This is a genomic window from Pseudomonas sp. FeS53a (genome assembly GCF_000931385.1).
Classification (GTDB): domain Bacteria; phylum Pseudomonadota; class Gammaproteobacteria; order Pseudomonadales; family Pseudomonadaceae; genus Metapseudomonas; species Metapseudomonas otitidis.
The window spans coordinates 1-17279 of sequence record NZ_JYFT01000052.1; the positions used below are offsets into that span (position 1 = coordinate 1).

The following is a 17279-nucleotide window of genomic DNA, read 5'->3' on the forward strand; positions in this document are numbered from 1 at the left end:
CGTGCACGCCTGGCTCCACCTGTCCACCCCCGCCGCCGACAGCCCCGCCACCTGGTGGACGGCCACCGGCGCCCCCGCCCAGGGCAACCTGGAGCAGGCCGCCGAGGCACTGGCCGGCCACGCCCTGACCCTGCTGCTGCCCGCCGAGGCTGCCAGCCTGCACAGCGTCGAGGTCCCGGCGCGCAGCGGTCGCTGGCTGCGCCAAGCGGTGCGCTCCGCCCTGGAAGAACGCCTGCTGGACGACCTGGACCGCCTGCACCTGGCCCAGGGGCCGCTGCAACAGGGTCGCCAGTGCCGGGTGATCGCCCTCGACCGCGCCTGGCTCAGCGCCTGCCTGGAACGCCTGTCCGCCGTGGGGCTGACGCCCCGGCGCATCCACCTCGACGCCGACTGCCTGCCCCCCGGCCAACCCCTGGCCCTGCGCTGTGCCGGTCGCTGGCTGGTGGGCGGCGCCCCCGGCCTCTGCGATGCCCTGGACGACGAAACCCTGGCCGCCAGCGCCGCGCTGCTGCCCAGCGACCTGCAGCAGCGGGAAGACGAACCCTGGGCGCTGCTGGCCGAAGGCAGCCGCCAGGCCATCGACCTGCGCCAGGGCGAGTTCGCCGGTGGCGACCGCCGTGCCATGCCCTGGGGCACCCTGGCCCTGCTGCTGGTGCTCGCCGGCAGCGGCCAATGGCTGCATGACCGCATGCAGCGCCAGGCCCTGGAGCAGGCCACCGCCACCCTGGAGGCCGAGAACCTCGCCCAGTGGCAGGCCCGCGTGCCCGACGAGCCCCGCGTGGTGGACCTGGAGCGCCAGGTGCGCGCCCGCCTGGCCAAGGCCGATCAGCCCGACGCCGACCTGGCCCGCAGCCTGGAGCACCTGGCGCGCACCTGGAGTGCCGGCGGCGGCGCCCTGGCCAAGGTCCAGCGGCTCGACTACCAGGCTGGCGAAGGCTGGACCCTGCGGGTCGGCAGCGCTTCCTTCGCCGACCTCGAACGCCTGCGCGAAGGGCTCACCGGCCAGGGCCTGGCGGTGCAGTCCGACGCCGGCGCCCGTGACGCCCAGGGCGTCAGCGCGCGCCTGCAGATCGCCACCCCCTGACCCGAGGAGCCCCCATGTCGCCCGCCACCCTCACCGCCCCTTTGCGCCAGCGCTGGGACCAGTTGCCACCCCGTGAACGCCGCGCCCTGCTGCTGCTCGTGCTGTTCCTCACCCCCGTGCTGGCCTGGACCCTGCTCCTGCAACCGGAGCGTGCCGCCCTGCAGCACGCCCAGCAGCAGTACCAGCAGGCGCAGATGCTGCGCTTCGACCTCACCCGCCTGCCCGCCAGCGCCCCCCGCGCCAGCCTGGACGCCAAGGCCCTGCCCGGCCTGCTGGCCCGCTCCGGCGCCGAAGCGCAGCTGAACATCGAGCGCATGGACAACGAAGCCGGCGGCGCCATCCACCTCACCCTTGAAGGCAGCCTCGACGCCCTGCTGGGCTGGCTGCAGAGCGTGGAGCGGGCCGGCGCCCGGGTCACCCGCCTGGGCCTTGAAGTGAACCCCGACGCCCTCGCCCGCGCCCGCCTGCTGGTGGAGCCGGGGCACTGATGCCAGTGCCTCCGGCGACGCCCGGAGGCGCTCCCGGAACCATTCATCACTGAGAGTGATAGTCACCTTCGTAGCGTTCGATTCGTTCCGCTCAGCCCCGCGACGCAGACTCCGCCCACTCACAAGTCCAACTGGCGGAGCTACACATGGAACAGACCCCCCACAAACCCTGGCGCACCGGCCTTACCCTCGCCGCAATGCTGGTGCTCGCGGCCTGCGGCAAGACGCCCGAGGCCCCGATGAACCAGGCCGCCGCCAAGGTCAGCGTTGCCGAAGTGCTGCAGCAGCCGATCAACGAATGGGATGAATTCACCGGGCGCCTGGAAGCCCCCGAATCCGTCGAGATCCGTCCCCGCGTCTCCGGCTACATCGACAAGGTGGCCTTCCACGAAGGCGGCCTGGTGAAGAAGGGCGACCTGCTCTTCCAGATCGACCCGCGCCCCTTCCAGGCCGAAGTGAAACGCCTGGAAGCCCAGCTGCAGCAGGCCCGCGCCGGCCTCAACCGCGCCCAGAACGAAGCCCGCCGTGGTGACCGCCTGCGCCAGAGCAACGCCATCTCCGCCGAGCTGGCCGACGCCCGCACCAGCGCCGCCGCCGAGGCCCAGGCCAATGTCGCCGCGATCCAGGCGCAACTGGACAACGCCCGCCTCAACCTCGGCTTCACCCGCGTCACCGCGCCCATCGACGGCCGCGTCAGCCGTGCCGAGATCACCGAAGGCAACCTGGTCAACGCCGGCGAATCGCTGCTGACCTCCGTGGTCTCCACCGACAAGGTCTACGCCTACTTCGACGCCGACGAGCGCGTGTTCCTCAAGTACGTGGAGCTGGCCCGCAAGGCCGGCGCCGACGCCCGTGGCGCCAGCCCGGTGTACCTGGGCCTGTCCAGCGAGGCCGGCAACCCGCACCAGGGCCAGCTGGACTTCCTCGACAACCAGGTCAACCCGCGCACCGGCACCATCCGTGGCCGCGCCGTGTTCGACAACGCCGACGGCCAGTTCACCCCCGGCCTCTATGCCCGGGTCAAGCTGGTGGGCAGCGACACCTACCCCGCCGCCCTGGTGAAGGACGAAGCCATCGGCACCGACCTCGGCAAGAAGTACGTGCTGGTGCTGGGCGACAACAACACCGTGAGCTACCGCCCGGTGGAGCTGGGCCCGAAGGTGGAAGGCCTGCGCATCATCCGCACGGGCCTCGCCAAGGGCGAGAAGATCGTCGTCAACGGCCTGCAGCGCGCCATGCCCGGCGCCACCGTGGACCCGCAGGCGGTGCCCATGGCCGACGACAAGACCCTCGCCCGCCTGGACGACCTGCGCCGCTCGGTGGAAGGCCGCGATGCCCCGCGCGTGGCCGAACAGAACGCAAAACCCTCCGTCAGCCCGCGCGGCTGAGGTAGTACGCCATGAATTTTTCCCAGTTCTTCATCAAGCGGCCGATCTTCGCCGCCGTGCTGTCGCTGCTGATCCTGATCGGCGGCGCCATCTCGCTGTTCCAGCTGCCCATCAGCGAATACCCGGAAGTGGTGCCGCCCACGGTGGTGGTGCGCGCCAACTTCCCCGGCGCCAACCCCAAGGTGATCGGTGAAACCGTGGCCTCGCCGCTGGAGCAGGCCATCGTCGGCGTGGAAGGCATGCTCTACATGTCCTCCCAGTCCACCAACGACGGCAAGCTCACCCTCACCGTGACCTTCGCCCTCGGCACCGACCTGGACAACGCCCAGGTGCAGGTGCAGAACCGCGTCACCCGCACCATGCCCACCCTGCCCACCGAAGTGCAGCGGCTCGGCGTGACCGTGGACAAGGCCTCCCCGGACCTGACCATGGTGGTGCACCTGACCTCGCCGGATCAGCGCTACGACATGCTCTACCTGTCCAACTACGCCGCGCTCAACGTCAAGGACGAGCTGGCGCGCCTGGACGGCGTGGGCGACGTGCAGCTGTTCGGCATGGGCAACTACTCCCTGCGCGTGTGGCTGGACCCGAACAAGGTGGCCTCGCGCAACCTGACCGCCACTGACGTGGTCAACGCCATCCGCGAACAGAACCGCCAGGTCGCCGCCGGTGCCCTCGGCGCACCGCCGTCGGATGCCGGCAACAGCTTCCAGCTCTCGATCAACACCCAGGGCCGCCTGGTCACCGAGGAAGAGTTCGAGAACATCATCATCCGCGCCGGCGACGACGGCGAAATCACCCGCCTGCGGGACATCGCCCGGGTCGAGCTGGGCTCCAACCAGTACGCCCTGCGCTCGCTGCTGAACAACCAGCCGGCGGTGGCCATCCCGGTGTTCCAGCGCCCTGGCTCCAACGCCATCGCCATCTCCGATGCGGTGCGCCAGCGCATGGCCGAGCTGAAGCAGGGCTTCCCCCAGGGCATGGACTACGAAATCGTCTATGACCCGACCATCTTCGTGCGCGGCTCAATCGAGGCGGTGGTGCACACCCTGCTCGAAGCCATCGTGCTGGTGGTGCTGGTGGTGATCCTGTTCCTGCAGACCTGGCGCGCCTCGATCATCCCGCTGGCCGCCGTGCCGGTGTCGCTGATCGGCACCTTCGCAGTGATGCACCTGTTCGGCTTCTCCCTCAACGCCCTGTCGCTGTTCGGCCTGGTGCTGGCCATCGGCATCGTGGTGGACGACGCCATCGTGGTCGTAGAGAACGTCGAGCGGAACATCGGCCTCGGCAAGTCGCCGGTGGAGGCCACCCGCCAGGCCATGAAGGAAGTGACCGGCCCCATCGTCGCCACCGCCCTGGTGCTGTGCGCGGTGTTCGTGCCCACCGCCTTCATCTCCGGCCTCACCGGGCAGTTCTACCAGCAGTTCGCGCTGACCATCGCCATCTCCACGGTGATCTCGGCGTTCAACTCCCTGACCCTGTCGCCGGCCCTGGCCGCCGTGCTGCTGAAGGACCACCACGCACCCAAGGACCGCTTCTCGCGCCTGCTGGACCGGCTCTTCGGAGGCTGGCTGTTCGGCCCGTTCAACCGCTTCTTCGACCGCGCCGGCAAGGGCTACGTCGGTACCGTGCGCCGTGTGCTGCGCGGCAGCAGCATCGCCATGCTGGTCTACGGCGGCCTGCTGCTGGGCGGCTACCTGGGCTTCTCCAGCACCCCCACCGGCTTCGTGCCGCAGCAGGACAAGCAGTACCTGGTGGCCTTCGCCCAGCTGCCGGACGCCGCGACCCTGGACCGCACCGAAGCGGTGATCAAGCGCATGTCCGAGATCGCCGCCAAGCACCCGGGCGTGGAGAACACCGTGGCCTTCCCCGGCCTGTCGATCAACGGCTTCACCAACAGCCCCAACAGCGGCATCGTGTTCACCCCGCTCAAGCCCTTCGATGAGCGCAAGGACCCGTCCATGTCCGCCGGGGCCATCGCCGCCGCGCTGAACCAGGAGTTCGCCGGGATCCAGGACGCCTACATCGCCATCTTCCCGCCGCCGCCCGTGCAGGGCCTCGGCACCATCGGCGGCTTCCGCCTGCAGGTGGAGGACCGTGGCGGGCTGGGCTACGAGGAGCTGTACAAGCAGACCCAGAACATCATCGCCAAGGCGCGCCAGCTGCAGGAGCTGAACCCCATGTCGGTGTTCACCAGCTACCAGGTCAACGTGCCCCAGGTGGATGCCGCCATCGACCGCGAGAAGGCCAAGACCCACGGCGTGGCCATCAGCGACATCTTCGACACCATGCAGGTGTACCTGGGTTCGCTGTACGCCAACGACTTCAACCGCTTCGGCCGCACCTACCAGGTCAACGTCCAGGCTGACCAACCGTTCCGCCTGGAGCCCGAGCAGATCGGCCAGCTGAAGGTGCGCAACAACCGGGGCGAGATGATCCCGCTGTCCACCTTCGTCAAGGTCGACAACAGCTCGGGCCCGGACCGCGTCATGCACTACAACGGCTTCATCACCGCCGAGATCAACGGCGCTGCCGCCCCCGGCTACAGCTCCGGCCAGGCCGAGGACGCCATCGCCAAGCTGCTCAAGGAAGAACTGCCCAACGGCATGACCTACGAGTGGACGGACCTGACCTACCAGCAGATCCTCGCCGGCAACACCGCGATCTTCATCTTCCCGCTCTGCGTGCTGCTGGCCTTCCTGGTGCTGGCCGCCCAGTACGAAAGCTGGAGCCTGCCGCTGGCGGTGATCCTGATCGTTCCGACCGTGCTGTTCTCCGCCATCGTCGGGGTGATCCTCGCCGGCAGCGACAACAACATCTTCACCCAGATCGGCCTGATCGTACTGGTGGGCCTGGCGTGCAAGAACGCCATCCTCATCGTCGAGTTCGCCAAGGAGAAACAGGAAGAAGGCCTCGACCGCCTGGCCGCGGTGCTGGAAGCCTGCCGCCTGCGTCTGCGCCCGATCCTGATGACCTCCATCGCCTTCATCATGGGCGTGGTGCCCCTGGTGCTGTCCTCCGGTGCCGGCGCGGAAATGCGCCACGCCATGGGCGTCGCGGTGTTCAGCGGGATGATCGGCGTGACCTTCTTCGGCCTGCTGCTGACCCCGGTGTTCTATGTGCTGATCCGCGGCTTCGTCGAGAAAGGTGAAGCGCGCAAGGCGGCCAAGGCCCAGAAACTCAAGGAACTGCACGCATGATCAACAAGGCATTCGCCCCTGCCCTGCTGGCACTGGCGCTATCCGCCTGTGCCGTGGGCCCGGACTACAAGGCCCCCGAGAGCGAGCCCGCGCGGCTCGCCTCGGCCGAGGCCACCCCGGTCGACCGTTCGCACTTCGAGAGCCTCTGGTGGCAGCAGTTCGACGACCCGACCCTGAACCAGCTGGTGCAGCAGTCCCTCGAACAGAACCGCGAGCTGCGCGTGGCCTTCGCCCGCCTGCGCGCTGCCCGTGCCATCCGTGACGACGTCGGCAACGATCAGTTGCCGGTGATCACCAGCCGCGCCGCCGCTCAGGGCGGCAAGGCCCAGCAGCCCGGCCAGACCGAGGACCGGGTGACCACCGAGCGCTACGACCTGGGCCTGGACATGGCCTGGGAACTGGACCTGTTCGGCCGCATCCAGCGCCAGATCGAGGCCAGCGACGCCGAAGCCGGCGCCGCCCAGGCCGACCTGCAGCAGTTGCAGGTCAGCCTCATCGCCGAACTGGTGGACGCCTACGGCACCCTGCGCGGCGCCCAGCTGCGCGAGGGCATCGCCCGCGAAAACCTGAAGAACCAGCAGGAGTCCCGTGGCCTCACCGAGCAACTGCGCGACGCCGGCGTCGGCAGCGAGCTGGACGTGCTGCGCGCCGACGGCCGCCTGGCCGCCACCGAAGCCACCCTGCCGCAACTGCAGGCCATCGCCAGCCGCGCCCGCAACCGCATCGCCACCCTCCTCGGCCAGCGCCCGGACCAACTCAGCGTGGACCTGTCGCCCAAGCCGCTGCCGGTGATCGCCAAGCAACTGCCCATCGGCGACCCCGCCGAACTGCTGCGTCGCCGCCCGGATGTCGCCGCCGCCGAACGGCGCCTGGCCGCTGCCACCGCCAACGTCGGCGTGGCCACGGCGGATCTGTTCCCCCGGGTCAGCCTCTCCGGCTTCCTCGGCTTCACCGCCGGACGCGGCTCGCAGATCGGCTCCTCCGCCGCTCGCGCCTGGGGCGTGGCGCCCACCATCAGCTGGGCCGCCTTCGACCTCGGCAGCGTCCGCGCCCGCCTGCGCGGCGCCGAAGCCGAGGCCGACGGCGCCCTGGCCAGCTATGAACAGCAGGTGCTGCTGGCCCTGGAAGAGTCCGAGAACGCCTTCAGCGACTACGGCAAGCGCCAGCAACGCCTGGTCGCCCTGGTGCGCCAGTCGGAAGCCACCCGCGCAGCCGCCGAACAGGCCGCCGTGCGCTACCGCGAAGGCACCGTGGACTTCCTCGTGCTGCTGGACGCCGAACGCGAACGCCTGGCCGCCGAAGACGCCCAGGCCCAGGCCGAAGTGGAGCTCTACAGCGGCATCGTCGCCATCTACAAGGCCCTCGGCGGCGGCTGGCAGCCCCAGGCCTGAGTGTTGCCCTTGCCCGACCGCCCCCCGGTCGGCATTTCATCCCGCCCCGAGCCACTCGGGTGCGGGATTTTTTTGAGTGGCCGATTGGACGTGGCCTGGGGGTTGCGCGTCAGCTCAGCTCGTCCAGCAGCTCGGCGCGGCTCGGTTCGGGGAAGCCCAGGGTGCGGTAACGCGGTGGGTAGTAGCCGGGCACGGGCTCCAGGTACTCGCCCAGCAGTTCCAGGGCCTGGTCCCAGGCGACCATGCGGGTCTGGGCGTTGCCGGTGTCGCCTTCGGGGCGGACCAGCATGAGGCGCTCGGTGACCGGGAGCAGCGTGTCGACGCCACGGGTCCAGGTGCTGAGGGAGAACAGCTGCTCCGGGTCCTGCTGGCTGGCGAACAGCAGGTAGCTGGCGACGAAGATGTCCACGGCGTTGTCTTCGTTGATCAGGTCCAGTGACTGCTTCTGGGCGTCGTACTCGCTCTTGGTGTAGAGCTTGCGCAGCCGTTCCAGGCTGGCCTGGAGCAATGGGTTGTGCACGCTGTGGGGCACTACCTTGGCGTTTTCGTAGCAGTACAGGCCCGCCGAGAGGATCCGACCCTTCTCCATCGCCTCCAGGCTGAGCGTCACCAGGCTGGCCAGACCATGCCCGTCGCGGTCGCCGGTGACCAGCAGCACGTCGCGGGTGGGGATCATGAACACCGGGCGGCCCTTGAGCGGCAGCCGCTCGAGCACGTCGGGCAGGAGGATGCGGCTGGTGTCGTAGCCGTCGCCCCAGGCGCCCTGGAAGACCCCGGGTGCCGGCTGGATGAAGCTGTCTGCGGTGGTGTCGCGCAGGTTGGTGAGGGCGATGGCGATGCCCTCCTCCAGGCGGATGTCCCAGCTGCGGTCCGGCCCTTTCACCAGGGTGGCGGTGGACTCGGGGTGGTCGATGGCCAGCAGCACGGCAGCGTCCATGCCCAGGGGCAGGTAGGCCGGGTGGAAGTCATTGTCGTGGCCGTCGGTGCGCACGTGGTGCAGGCGCACCTCTTCCAGGGTGCCGAGGCTGCGCACCACCGGCAGCAGCAGCGGGCGTGCCTCGTCCAGCGGCATGACCAGGGAACGCTGGTTGTCGCACAAGGCGGCGATGTAGCCCTGCAGCGCCTTGCGCCGGCCCGGCCCCCGAGCGTTGCAGTACTCGCGGTAGGCGTTGTGCAGGTTGAAGAAGGCGCTCTCGCCGTAGTTGAGGCGGAAGTCGCGGGGGCTGTAGTGCATCTCGCCCTTGAAGCCGGCCTTGCGGGCCGCGGACTCGAACAGCGCGGCGAAGGCATCCGGCGAGGGCTTGCGGTTGAAGAGGAAGTCGAGCAATGCCATGGCTTTACCAAAAGAAATCAGGCGATGGACTCAGGAGGAGCCATTCTCCGTGCGCAACCCTACAGGACCGGCACAGCCGCACCAACCCGAGCAGAACCCACTAAGAGTGACGAATACAGCCTCATTGGAAATGGGCACGTTGACAAGGGTCAGCAAATCCTCGGTGGCGAAGGCATAGCGTGGTAACAGCTGCCCTCAAACGAACCCAGGAGATTCGCCGTCCATGTTTCCCGAATACAGAACGCTGATCACGAAACTCAAACACACCGATGCTCACTTCCAGAAGAAGTTCGACCAGCACAATGCGTTGGATGAGGAGATAACGAAACTGGAAAAACACAACGCCAGTGATTACAGCAACGAAGTAAGAGACCTGAAAAAACAGAAACTCAAACTGAAAGAAGAGCTGTACGAGATTCTCAAGCAGCACTCGCAACAAACACCCTGACACTCACCCCAACCCGCCTATCCCGCTGCCTGCATGCAAACCTCCTGCACGCAGGCAGCGGCCAAAGGGCGGGCCGCCAAAGGCCCGCCACTCACACTCAGGCCTTGGAGCAGCTGGCCGGCGCCCAGTCACCCATATCGGGGCTGTTGCACACGTCGCTGACCATGGTCGCGCCCTGGCTGGCGACCTTCTGGCTTTCGGCACGCTTGGCCTCGGCCTTCTGCAGGGTGCGCTCGGTGGCCACGGCTTCCTTCGGCACCTTCTTCGCGGCGGCGGTGGTCGCCTTGGTGCCGGTCTTGGTGGTGGACGCCTTGCTGGTGGAAGTTTTGCTTCCGGACGCCTTGGTGCCGGTGGCCTTGCCGCCCTGGCTGGCGACGCTCACCGGGTTCTCGGCGGCGACCACCTGGGTCACGGTCTGGCGCTCGACGCCCACGGTCTGCAGGTCACGCTCGTAGGCCTGGGTGTAGGTGTTGATGTTCTCGCCGGCACGGCCGTCCACGGCAGCCATCAGGGCGTTGGTTTCCTGCAGGCCGGCCACGATCTCGGCCATGCGCAGGCGACCTTCGCTGTCGCTGATGCTCTTCGACTTGCGGGCGCTCATCAGGTTGTTGAATTCGCGCTGGTAGCAGCTCTGGGCGGCGCTGGCGTAGCGGATGCTGCGGTCCAGTTCGCCGCTGCTGCTGTCAATGTCGGCGGCGTAGGAGGCGATGCGCGCGTTGTCGTCGGCGATCTGCTGCTGGCGCGCGGTGTAGTAACCGGCTGCACCACCCACCAGTGCGCCACCGGCGGCACCGATCAGGGCGTTGCGACCGGCGTGCTCGTCACTGGACAGGCCGCCCGCCAGAGCGCCGATCACACCGCCGGCGATGGCGCCGGTGGCCACGGACTGGGTCACTGCCTGGTCGGAGGCACGCAGCTGGCTCACCGGCTGGTAGCACTGCGGGTAGTACTCCGCCTTGGTGGTGGCGGCAACCTTGGAGCTGGGCGACCCCATGCCGGCACAGCCGGTGAGCAGGACGCTGGTGCAGGTGACGGCGGTGATCAGCGCAGTGCGCACCGCGGAGAAAGCCGGAATGTTGCGTGGAGTAGCCATAGCCATGGTCATTGCTCTCGTTCTATGAGTTGTCCTGGTTCATGCGAACGCACGGTCGTCCGCCTGATCTTCATCCCTGTGCCCTGCCTGGGTACCGGGTCGTTGCCGACCGACGCTCAGGGGCCGAGCAGTTCTTTCAGAATCACGTCCTTGTCCGCCTTGCGCTGTTGCCGATATTGGCTGACATGCTTGACGAAAAGCGTGGCCCGGTTCACGAGGCTCTTGCCCAATACCGGGTTTCGGTTGAGTTCCTCCTTGGTTCGCTGGAACTGCGCCTGGATCACCGCGTCGGTATAGCGGGTGCCGGTGGCCAGGTTGTCAATATAGATCGCCAGGGCGCCGTCGAGCGCCGTACGTCCGTTGGTCATCGCGCTCTCGTAGAGCTTGGCGGCGTTCTCGTCCTTGGCCGCCTGGGCCTGGTCGCGGCTCTTCTTCAGGTTGGTCAGGCGGATGTTGTAGTTGTTGATGGTCTCGGCCACCAGGGCGGCGGACTGTATCAGGTTGCCCGCGGCCTCCTCACGCTGTTTCGCGATCAGCGAGATGTTGCGCTTGAGCTCCTCGTTGACCAGCGCCAGGCGCCCCTGCAGCTCCGGGTCGGTGCTGCTGGCGATCACGCTGTCGAGCAGTCGGGTGGGGTCCTGGTCTTCGCTGATCTCGTCGGTGAGGGACGAGGAGCGGCCTTCGGCCTTCCATTGCTCGAACAGCTCCTTGTAGCGCGAGCGCGGGGCCGAGAGTGCGCCGATGGCCACGCGAAAGCCCGTGGTCTCGTTGCGCTGCTCGGTGCCGTCGGCGGCGAACAGGGGGTACTCGCGGCGCATGCCGGTGAACAACGTCATTTCACCTTCCAGGTAGTTGCCGCCTTTGACCACGAAGCCGCCGTAGGTTCCCTGGCGACGCCCCGCATGCACCAGCTGGAAGGACTCCTGGACCATCTCCGCGGCGTTGCCGATCACATCGAACAGGCCGATCGGGTTGGGCTTCTTCAGGCCCACCGGCAACAGCCGCGCCGCCTGGCCGGTGCCGCCGGCCACCTGGTTGAACACCGCCCAGTCGGCCAGCGGGCCGTCCCCCTCGGCACCTTCCTGCTTGCGCGGGAACAGCCGGGCTTCCAGCTCCTGGCGGCTGACGGCATGGGCGCCACGGGCGGCGTATTCCCATTCCACTTCGGTGGGCAGGCGCACGAATGCGACCCCGCCCTCTTCCGCCTTGGTGCCCCGGCCGCTGACCGGCAGCAGGTCGCGGTGGTTCTTCAGCAGCCAAGCGCTGTAGACGGCGGCGAAGCGCTCGGCGTCGAAGTGCGACAGGTTGACCTTCGGCAGCCGCGCCGCCATGCCCGGCTGGGCCGGCTCGCACGCCGGCGGCTCGCCCTGGCCGGCCAGGGACGGCGCCTGGGCCATCACCAGGTCGTACTGGCGCTGGGTCACCTCGTACTTGCCGACGAAATACAGCATGGGCTTGAGCAGCGTGCCCTTCTCCGGCTTGGGCAGGCCGGGGCCGACCTTCGCCTGCCAGGGCTTGGGCAGGTCGTTGAGGGTGAACTGGCCGTTGATGTAGTCGCGCCGGTAGCCGGAGATGAACGACTGCTGGTAGCCCGTCTCGCCTTCGCTGAAGGGGTAGCCGAGGCTCACCTCGCGGTCGTCCAGTGCGCCCTTGGCCAGCACGTAGACGTAGCGGAAGGCCATGTGCCCCTCGCAGGGCAACGGCAGCAGCACGTCGTCGTCCATCGGCTTGGGGTTGTAGAGCGGGTCCGGGTCGGCCTGGGCCACGGCGGCGACCAGGGACAGTGAAAATGCGACTGTCAGCAGCTTAGACATCACGTAGTCCTTCCGAGGCTTCGATGCGGGCCGCGCGCCACCCACCGGTGGCAGCGGCCAGGGCGCTGCAGCCGAGGGTCGCCAGCAGCGCCAGCAGGTAATGGGAGAGTTCCAGCCGGCAGGCCTGTTCGCCCTCGGCCGACTGGAACAGCTGGTTCAAGCCACTCTCGGCCGCCAGGTACAGCAGGCCGGCGAGCACCAGGGCGATCAGCCCCGTATAGAGCGCCTGGAGCACCACGAACAGCACCAGGCCGAAGGTCGGGAAGCCCAGCAGGCGCAGCACCGAGAGGTCGCGGCGCTTGCGTTCCACCGCCGCCAGGGTGCTCGCCGCCATGGCGGCGAAGGCGCCGGCCAGGGCGAGCGCCGCGATGACCCAGAACACCAGGGTCAGGTTGCGGCTCAGGGCGCGCACCTGGGCGATGGCCTGGGCCTGGGTGGAAACCTCCAGGCCGCGCTCGGCGAAGTACAGCCGCAGCGGCTCCACCGCATCCAGGTCGCGGGCGTAGAGACGGAAACCGGGGTAGACCCGCGCCCGCGTGGCGCCGGCCTCGACGCCCGGCCAGCCGAAGCGCGGCACGGCCAGGCCGTCGCGGTAGTCCTCCACCGCTTCCAGCAGGTCGAGCCGGGCGAACAGTGCCGGGCGTGGGTAGGCCTCCAGGGGCAGCACCGCCTTGACCCGCAGGCGCGTGCGCTGGAATTCCGGCTGGCCGTTGCTGGCGCGGCCGAAGGCGGCGGTGAGCAGCGCCCCGGCCTGCACCCCGAGGCGCTCGGCGGCGCGCTGGCTGAGCACCACCTCGTCGGCGCCGGGCAATTGCGCGGCATTCACCAGCGGGTCGCCCTCGGCGCTGGGAACCATCTCCACGGTGAGCGGCTGCGCGCTGTCGTCGGCGTAGAGGTCGGCAGTGGCAGCGATCTGCCGGGTGCGGGGCACCACGAAGGCCACGTCGGGCCGGGCCGCCAGCTCGGCGATGCCCGCCAGGCTGAACCGCGCACCGCCCAGGGGGATCACCTCGCGCACGGCCGGGTCACGCTCCAGGCGCTCGGTGAGGGTGCTGACCAGGCCGTGCTTGAGGCCGAACAGCACCAGCAAGGGCGCCACCACGGCCACCAGCGCCAGCACCGCGCACAGCGACAGGCGCGCCTCGTCGCGGTAGTCGTCCCAGGCCAGGCCGGCCAGCAGCGCGCCGCGCATCAGCGGGCCTCCGCCAGGGTCGCGGTGACGCCACCATCAGCGCCGCGCTGCAGGCCGATAGGCAGCGGCACCAGCCCGGCGCGTTCGGCCAGGGCGTGGTCGTGGGTGGCCACCACCAGGCACAACTCGCGGTACTCGGCCTGCTCCACCAACAGGTGCATGACCCGCTCGGCGTTGAGCGGGTCCAGCGAGGCGGTGGGCTCGTCGGCCAGCAGCAGGCGCGGCTGGTGCGCCAGGGCACGGGCGATGCCGACCCGCTGGCGCTGGCCGACGGAGAGTGCCGCCGGGCGCTTGTGCAGCTGGTCGGCGATCTCCAGCTGCTTGGCCAGGCGCTCGACGCTGCCGTTCTCCGGCAGGCCCAGCAGACGCCGAGGCAAGCCGATGTTGCCGGCCACGTCGAGGTAACCGAGCAGTCCACCGGTCTGCAGCACGTAGCCGATGGCGCGACCGCGCAGGGCCGCCAGGGCGTCCTGCCGGCCGTCACGCCAGAGCGCGGCGAGGTCGTGCTGGCTGCCGGCGTCGTCGAACTCCATCAGCGCGCCCGGTTCCGGCGACAGCACCAGGGCCAGCAGGTCGAGCACGGTGCTCTTGCCGCTGCCGCTGGGGCCGACCAGGGCCAGGCGCTGGCCGCCGCGCAGGTCCAGCCGGGGGATCTCCAGGCTGTAGCGCTGGCTGCCCTGCCCGCGCGTCTTGCGCAGGTCGCGGATGCGCAGCATCAGGGCAGCGTCGACAGCGGCACGCGGTAGAGGGCGTCACCGGGGGCGGCGTCGCCGAAGCGCACCCAGTTGGCGGTGTCGTTGTGGAAGGTCTCGTAGAGGCGGATCTTCGATTCCAGCTCGTCGATGAAGTCTTCCTGCTCGGCCACCGACAGCGACAGCCACAGGTCCTGGCTCATGTTCAGCGCCTTGCTGCGGTACGGCAGGCCGTCCAGGTACTCGCCCAGCAGGCCGCTCTCGGCCAGGTTGCCGCCCTGGGTCAGCTTGGCCGGGTCGCGGCTCATGTAGGCGCTGGCGCTGGCGATTTCCTGGAAGAAGTCCTTGGGCGAGCTCTGGGTGCGGCGCGCGGCGTCGACGATCACCTTGAGCGCCTGCTGCAGGTCGTTGAGCTGCAGCTTGGTGAGCAGCGCACAGACCTGGAAGGCCGGCAGCTGCGGGTTGGTCAGGTCGCGATCGGAGGTCCAGGCGGTGACCAGTTGCGGGGCACGGGCCTGGTTGCGGTGGCCGAGGAAGTCCATGTGCATGGCGTAGCCCACCGCCTCGGTCTTGGCGGCGATGCTGGCGCCGCCGGTGGGCGCCTCCAGCTCGGCGTTGCTGCGCACCTTGTGCACCAGGTCGGCGAAGGTGCTGGCGATCTCGTTGACGCTCTCGCCGAACTTCTTCACGTCGCCGCCGCCCACGGGGATGTACAGGTCGCCGATCTGCGGGTTGGCGTCGGCGGTGAGCACGCGGTACTGCTGCTCGGCGAAGCCGTGGTTCTTCTTGCCGGCGTCGGTCTTCAGGTGCAGGGCGTAGATCTTGATCTGCTTGCGCAGCGCCGCTTCGCGCACCTCGGCCTCGTTCATGTGGGTCTGGCCCAGCGGGTCGCTCTTGCGCAGTGCGCCGGCATCGCTGACCAGCAGGATCAGGCGGCCGCCGTAGCCGCTCCAGTCCATGCCGTCGACGGCCTGCATCACGCCGGCGAAGGCGTCTTCGTTGAAGTCGTGGCTGGAGACGTTGGTGGCCTTGACCTGCTGGGCCAGTTCCAGGAAGCGCGCCGGGTCGCGGCCCTCCTCCAGGCTGACCAGGGTCTTGGCGGTGTACTGCAGGCCCGGCGTCTTGTCGGTGTTGTTGCGGAACCCGACCATGCCGAAGCTGACGCTGTCCAGCTCGCCCCGCGCGGCGATCTCGCCGTGGAGCTGGTGGACCACATCACGCACGCGGTCGATGTAGGGCTGCATGGAAACGGAGGTGTCCACCACCAGCACGATGCCGGTGCGGAAGGCGTCCGACGAGGCCGCTGCGGCGGGCTTGCCGTCACCCTGCTTGCGCGGGGTGTCGCCCGGGTCGATGGAGGCGACGTTGAGCACCTGCACCGGCTGGCCGTTGCTGTCGAAGCTCTCCCGCGCGTCGAAGATCGGCAGCAGGTAGAACTGGTCCTGGGGCACGGCGCTGGCCGGCGGCTCGATGGCCACCAGCTCGGGGTCGGTGGCGTCGCCGAACTGGGCCTGGTGCACCGCGTTGCGGGCCTTGGCCGAGTCCATGAGGAACTGCTCCACCTGGTTGGCATCACGCAGGAACATCACCGGCGAACGGCCCGAACGCTCGGTGAACTTCAGCACCAGGCTCTGCTTCCAGTCGCTGACCTTGTCCAGGGGCAGCCAGCCGTCGCGGTGGCCATCGCTGGAGGCGCCCACTTCCACCCAGGGGGTGCCGTTCACCACCTGGCGGGCATACACGTAGAACACCGAGAAGGCCGGCACCGCCTCGCCGTCGCCCTGGCCACCGGCCTGGCTGGCGAAGCGTGCGCCGGGCTTGCTCAGCACGCGTTCGAAGAGGGTCTTCTTGCCGGCCATCAGCAGCGGGCGGTCGCCGCCCTGCACGTCGGTCGCCGGGGTGGCCTGGGTCGCTACCGTGGCCGTGGGGGTATCGGGCGTGGACGGGGTGCCGGTGGTCGGCGCCGTGTTGCTGTCATCCCGCACCTGCACCACCGGCGGCGCGCTCTCGCCACCGCGGTTGAGCCACCAGTAGCCACCGCCCCCCAGGGCGGCAACGCCGAGGGCGGCCAGGCCGGCGGCGACGATCAGCGGCGCACGGCTCTGCCCTTCGGGCTTCTGCGTGGCGACCATCTCGGTGTCCAGTACCGATTCGCGCTTGCGGCCGGCGCCGCTGTCCGCCACCGGCGGTGCGGGCGGCACCTGGGTGGCGGCGTCGGGAAAGGAGACGGTGACCGGGGTCAGCCCGGTCATGCCGCTGGCGGCTGGCGGGTTCACCGCACTGGCGGAGGTGCCGGGCAGGTCCAGCGGGCGGAACTGGGTCGCTTCGTTGTCGTCGGCAACCGGCGCCACGGGCGCAGCCGGCAGGCGGTCGAGGGCGGCGATCAGCGCGGCGGCGTCGGGGTAGCGGTCGTTCGGGTCCTTGGCCAGCAGCCGGGTGAGGATCTCCTGGTAGCGGCCCTGGGCAATGGGCAGCTCCGGCAGCGGCTGGGTGATGTGCGCCAGGGCGGTGGACAGCGAATCGGTGCCCACGTAGGGCAGCTGCCCGGTGAGGATCTCGTAGAGCACCACGCCCAGGGCGTAGAGGTCGGCGCGGCCGTCGATCTCCTGGCCACGGGCCTGCTCGGGGCTCATGTAGCTGGGGGTGCCGACGGCGAAGCCGGCCTGGGTGAACTGGGTGCGGTCGTCCAGCGCCTTGGCGATGCCGAAGTCGGAGAGCACCGCGCCGCCGTCGGCGCGGAACAGTATGTTGGCCGGCTTGACGTCACGGTGCACCAGGCCCTGGGCATGGGCGTAGCCCAGCGCCGAGGCGATCTGGCGCAACCACACCAGGCCCTGCTCGGGGCTCAGGCCGGCGGCGATACGCTCCTTCAGGGTGCCGTTGGGCAGGTACTCCATGGCCATGTAGTACAGGCTGCCGACGTTGCCGATGTCGTAGATGGTCACGGTGTGCGGGTGCGACAGCCGCGCCAGGGTCTTGCCCTCGCGCAGGAAGCGCTCGCAGAAGCTGGCGTCGTTGGCCAGCGCAGCGGCCATCACCTTCAGCGCCACCTTGCGTTCCAGCGAGCGCTGGGTCGCCAGGTAGACGACGGCCATCGCGCCATCGCCCAGTTCGCGCTCGATCTCGTACCCCGGAATCTGAATGTCCATGCTGGTC

12 protein-coding genes are annotated in these 17279 nt (G+C 69.2%); 6 read left to right on the forward strand and 6 right to left on the reverse strand.

Going from position 1 to position 17279, the window contains the following annotated elements; translation table 11 throughout:
• The 5 genes from gspL to SZ55_RS14870 form a co-directional block, all read left to right on the forward strand.
• On the forward strand, positions 1-1084 hold a 1084-nt coding region (gene gspL, locus SZ55_RS14850), incomplete at its 5' end, for a type II secretion system protein GspL (RefSeq protein WP_236692430.1).
• 14 nt (positions 1085-1098) lie between these two features.
• Positions 1099-1572: a type II secretion system protein GspM gene (gene gspM, locus SZ55_RS14855; protein ID WP_044407465.1), complete on the forward strand. Its 474-nt coding sequence runs from the start codon at positions 1099-1101 to the stop codon at positions 1570-1572.
• A gap of 146 nt (positions 1573-1718) precedes the next feature.
• Positions 1719-2960 carry a multidrug efflux RND transporter periplasmic adaptor subunit MexE gene (mexE, locus tag SZ55_RS14860; protein WP_044407468.1) on the forward strand — a complete coding sequence of 414 codons (1242 nt, stop codon included), beginning with the start codon at positions 1719-1721 and terminating at the stop codon, positions 2958-2960.
• An 11-nt stretch (positions 2961-2971) separates the two neighbouring features.
• Positions 2972-6160, forward strand: coding sequence for an efflux RND transporter permease subunit (locus SZ55_RS14865; RefSeq protein WP_044407471.1), 3189 nt, complete (start codon positions 2972-2974; stop codon positions 6158-6160).
• Positions 6157-7551 carry an efflux transporter outer membrane subunit gene (locus tag SZ55_RS14870; protein WP_044407474.1) on the forward strand — a complete coding sequence of 465 codons (1395 nt, stop codon included), beginning with the start codon at positions 6157-6159 and terminating at the stop codon, positions 7549-7551. The genes SZ55_RS14865 and SZ55_RS14870 overlap by 4 nt, the downstream gene beginning before the upstream one ends.
• A 109-nt stretch (positions 7552-7660) precedes the next feature.
• Here SZ55_RS14870 and SZ55_RS14875 read toward each other — a convergent pair whose 3' ends face one another.
• On the reverse strand, positions 7661-8884 hold the full coding sequence (locus SZ55_RS14875; RefSeq protein ID WP_044407477.1) for a hypothetical protein: 1224 nt from the start codon (positions 8882-8884) through the stop codon (positions 7661-7663).
• 223 nt (positions 8885-9107) lie between these two features.
• Here SZ55_RS14875 and SZ55_RS14880 point away from each other — a divergent pair, with 223 nt between their 5' ends.
• Positions 9108-9332, forward strand: coding sequence for a YdcH family protein (locus tag SZ55_RS14880; RefSeq protein WP_044407480.1), 225 nt, complete (start codon positions 9108-9110; stop codon positions 9330-9332).
• A 97-nt stretch (positions 9333-9429) separates the two neighbouring features.
• Here SZ55_RS14880 and tagQ read toward each other — a convergent pair whose 3' ends face one another.
• From tagQ to SZ55_RS14905, 5 genes are all read right to left on the reverse strand, one after another.
• Complete coding sequence (tagQ, locus tag SZ55_RS14885) at positions 9430-10425, reverse strand: type VI secretion system-associated lipoprotein TagQ (protein WP_044407483.1); 996 nt, start codon at positions 10423-10425, stop codon at positions 9430-9432.
• Between the two features lie 116 nt (positions 10426-10541).
• The gene (locus SZ55_RS14890; RefSeq protein WP_044407486.1) at positions 10542-12239 is read right to left on the reverse strand and encodes a formylglycine-generating enzyme family protein; all 1698 of its coding nucleotides are present in this window, start codon (positions 12237-12239) and stop codon (positions 10542-10544) included.
• Positions 12232-13431, reverse strand: coding sequence for an ABC transporter permease (locus SZ55_RS14895; RefSeq protein WP_044407489.1), 1200 nt, complete (start codon positions 13429-13431; stop codon positions 12232-12234). Before SZ55_RS14895 ends, SZ55_RS14890 begins: the two co-directional genes overlap by 8 nt.
• A complete protein-coding gene (locus tag SZ55_RS14900; protein WP_044407492.1) occupies positions 13431-14147 on the reverse strand; it encodes an ABC transporter ATP-binding protein in 717 nt (238 codons plus the stop codon). Before SZ55_RS14900 ends, SZ55_RS14895 begins: the two co-directional genes overlap by 1 nt.
• Entirely contained in the window at positions 14147-17272 is a 3126-nt protein-coding gene (locus tag SZ55_RS14905; RefSeq protein WP_044407495.1) for a serine/threonine-protein kinase, read from the reverse strand. The genes SZ55_RS14900 and SZ55_RS14905 overlap by 1 nt, the downstream gene beginning before the upstream one ends.
• Positions 17273-17279 lie beyond the last annotated feature (7 nt).

Bases quoted from the DNA above. Each gene is read 5' to 3' on its own strand.
- gspM (WP_044407465.1), top strand. From the start codon at position 1,099: ATGTCGCCCGCCACCCTCACCGCCCCTTTGCGCCAGCGCTGGGACCAG.
- mexE (WP_044407468.1), top strand. From the start codon at position 1,719: ATGGAACAGACCCCCCACAAACCCTGGCGCACCGGCCTTACCCTCGCC.
- SZ55_RS14865 (WP_044407471.1), top strand. From the start codon at position 2,972: ATGAATTTTTCCCAGTTCTTCATCAAGCGGCCGATCTTCGCCGCCGTG.
- SZ55_RS14870 (WP_044407474.1), top strand. From the start codon at position 6,157: ATGATCAACAAGGCATTCGCCCCTGCCCTGCTGGCACTGGCGCTATCC.
- SZ55_RS14875 (WP_044407477.1), bottom strand. From the start codon at position 8,884: ATGGCATTGCTCGACTTCCTCTTCAACCGCAAGCCCTCGCCGGATGCC.
- SZ55_RS14880 (WP_044407480.1), top strand. From the start codon at position 9,108: ATGTTTCCCGAATACAGAACGCTGATCACGAAACTCAAACACACCGAT.
- tagQ (WP_044407483.1), bottom strand. From the start codon at position 10,425: ATGGCTACTCCACGCAACATTCCGGCTTTCTCCGCGGTGCGCACTGCG.
- SZ55_RS14890 (WP_044407486.1), bottom strand. From the start codon at position 12,239: ATGTCTAAGCTGCTGACAGTCGCATTTTCACTGTCCCTGGTCGCCGCC.
- SZ55_RS14895 (WP_044407489.1), bottom strand. From the start codon at position 13,431: ATGCGCGGCGCGCTGCTGGCCGGCCTGGCCTGGGACGACTACCGCGAC.
- SZ55_RS14900 (WP_044407492.1), bottom strand. From the start codon at position 14,147: ATGCTGCGCATCCGCGACCTGCGCAAGACGCGCGGGCAGGGCAGCCAG.
- SZ55_RS14905 (WP_044407495.1), bottom strand. From the start codon at position 17,272: ATGGACATTCAGATTCCGGGGTACGAGATCGAGCGCGAACTGGGCGAT.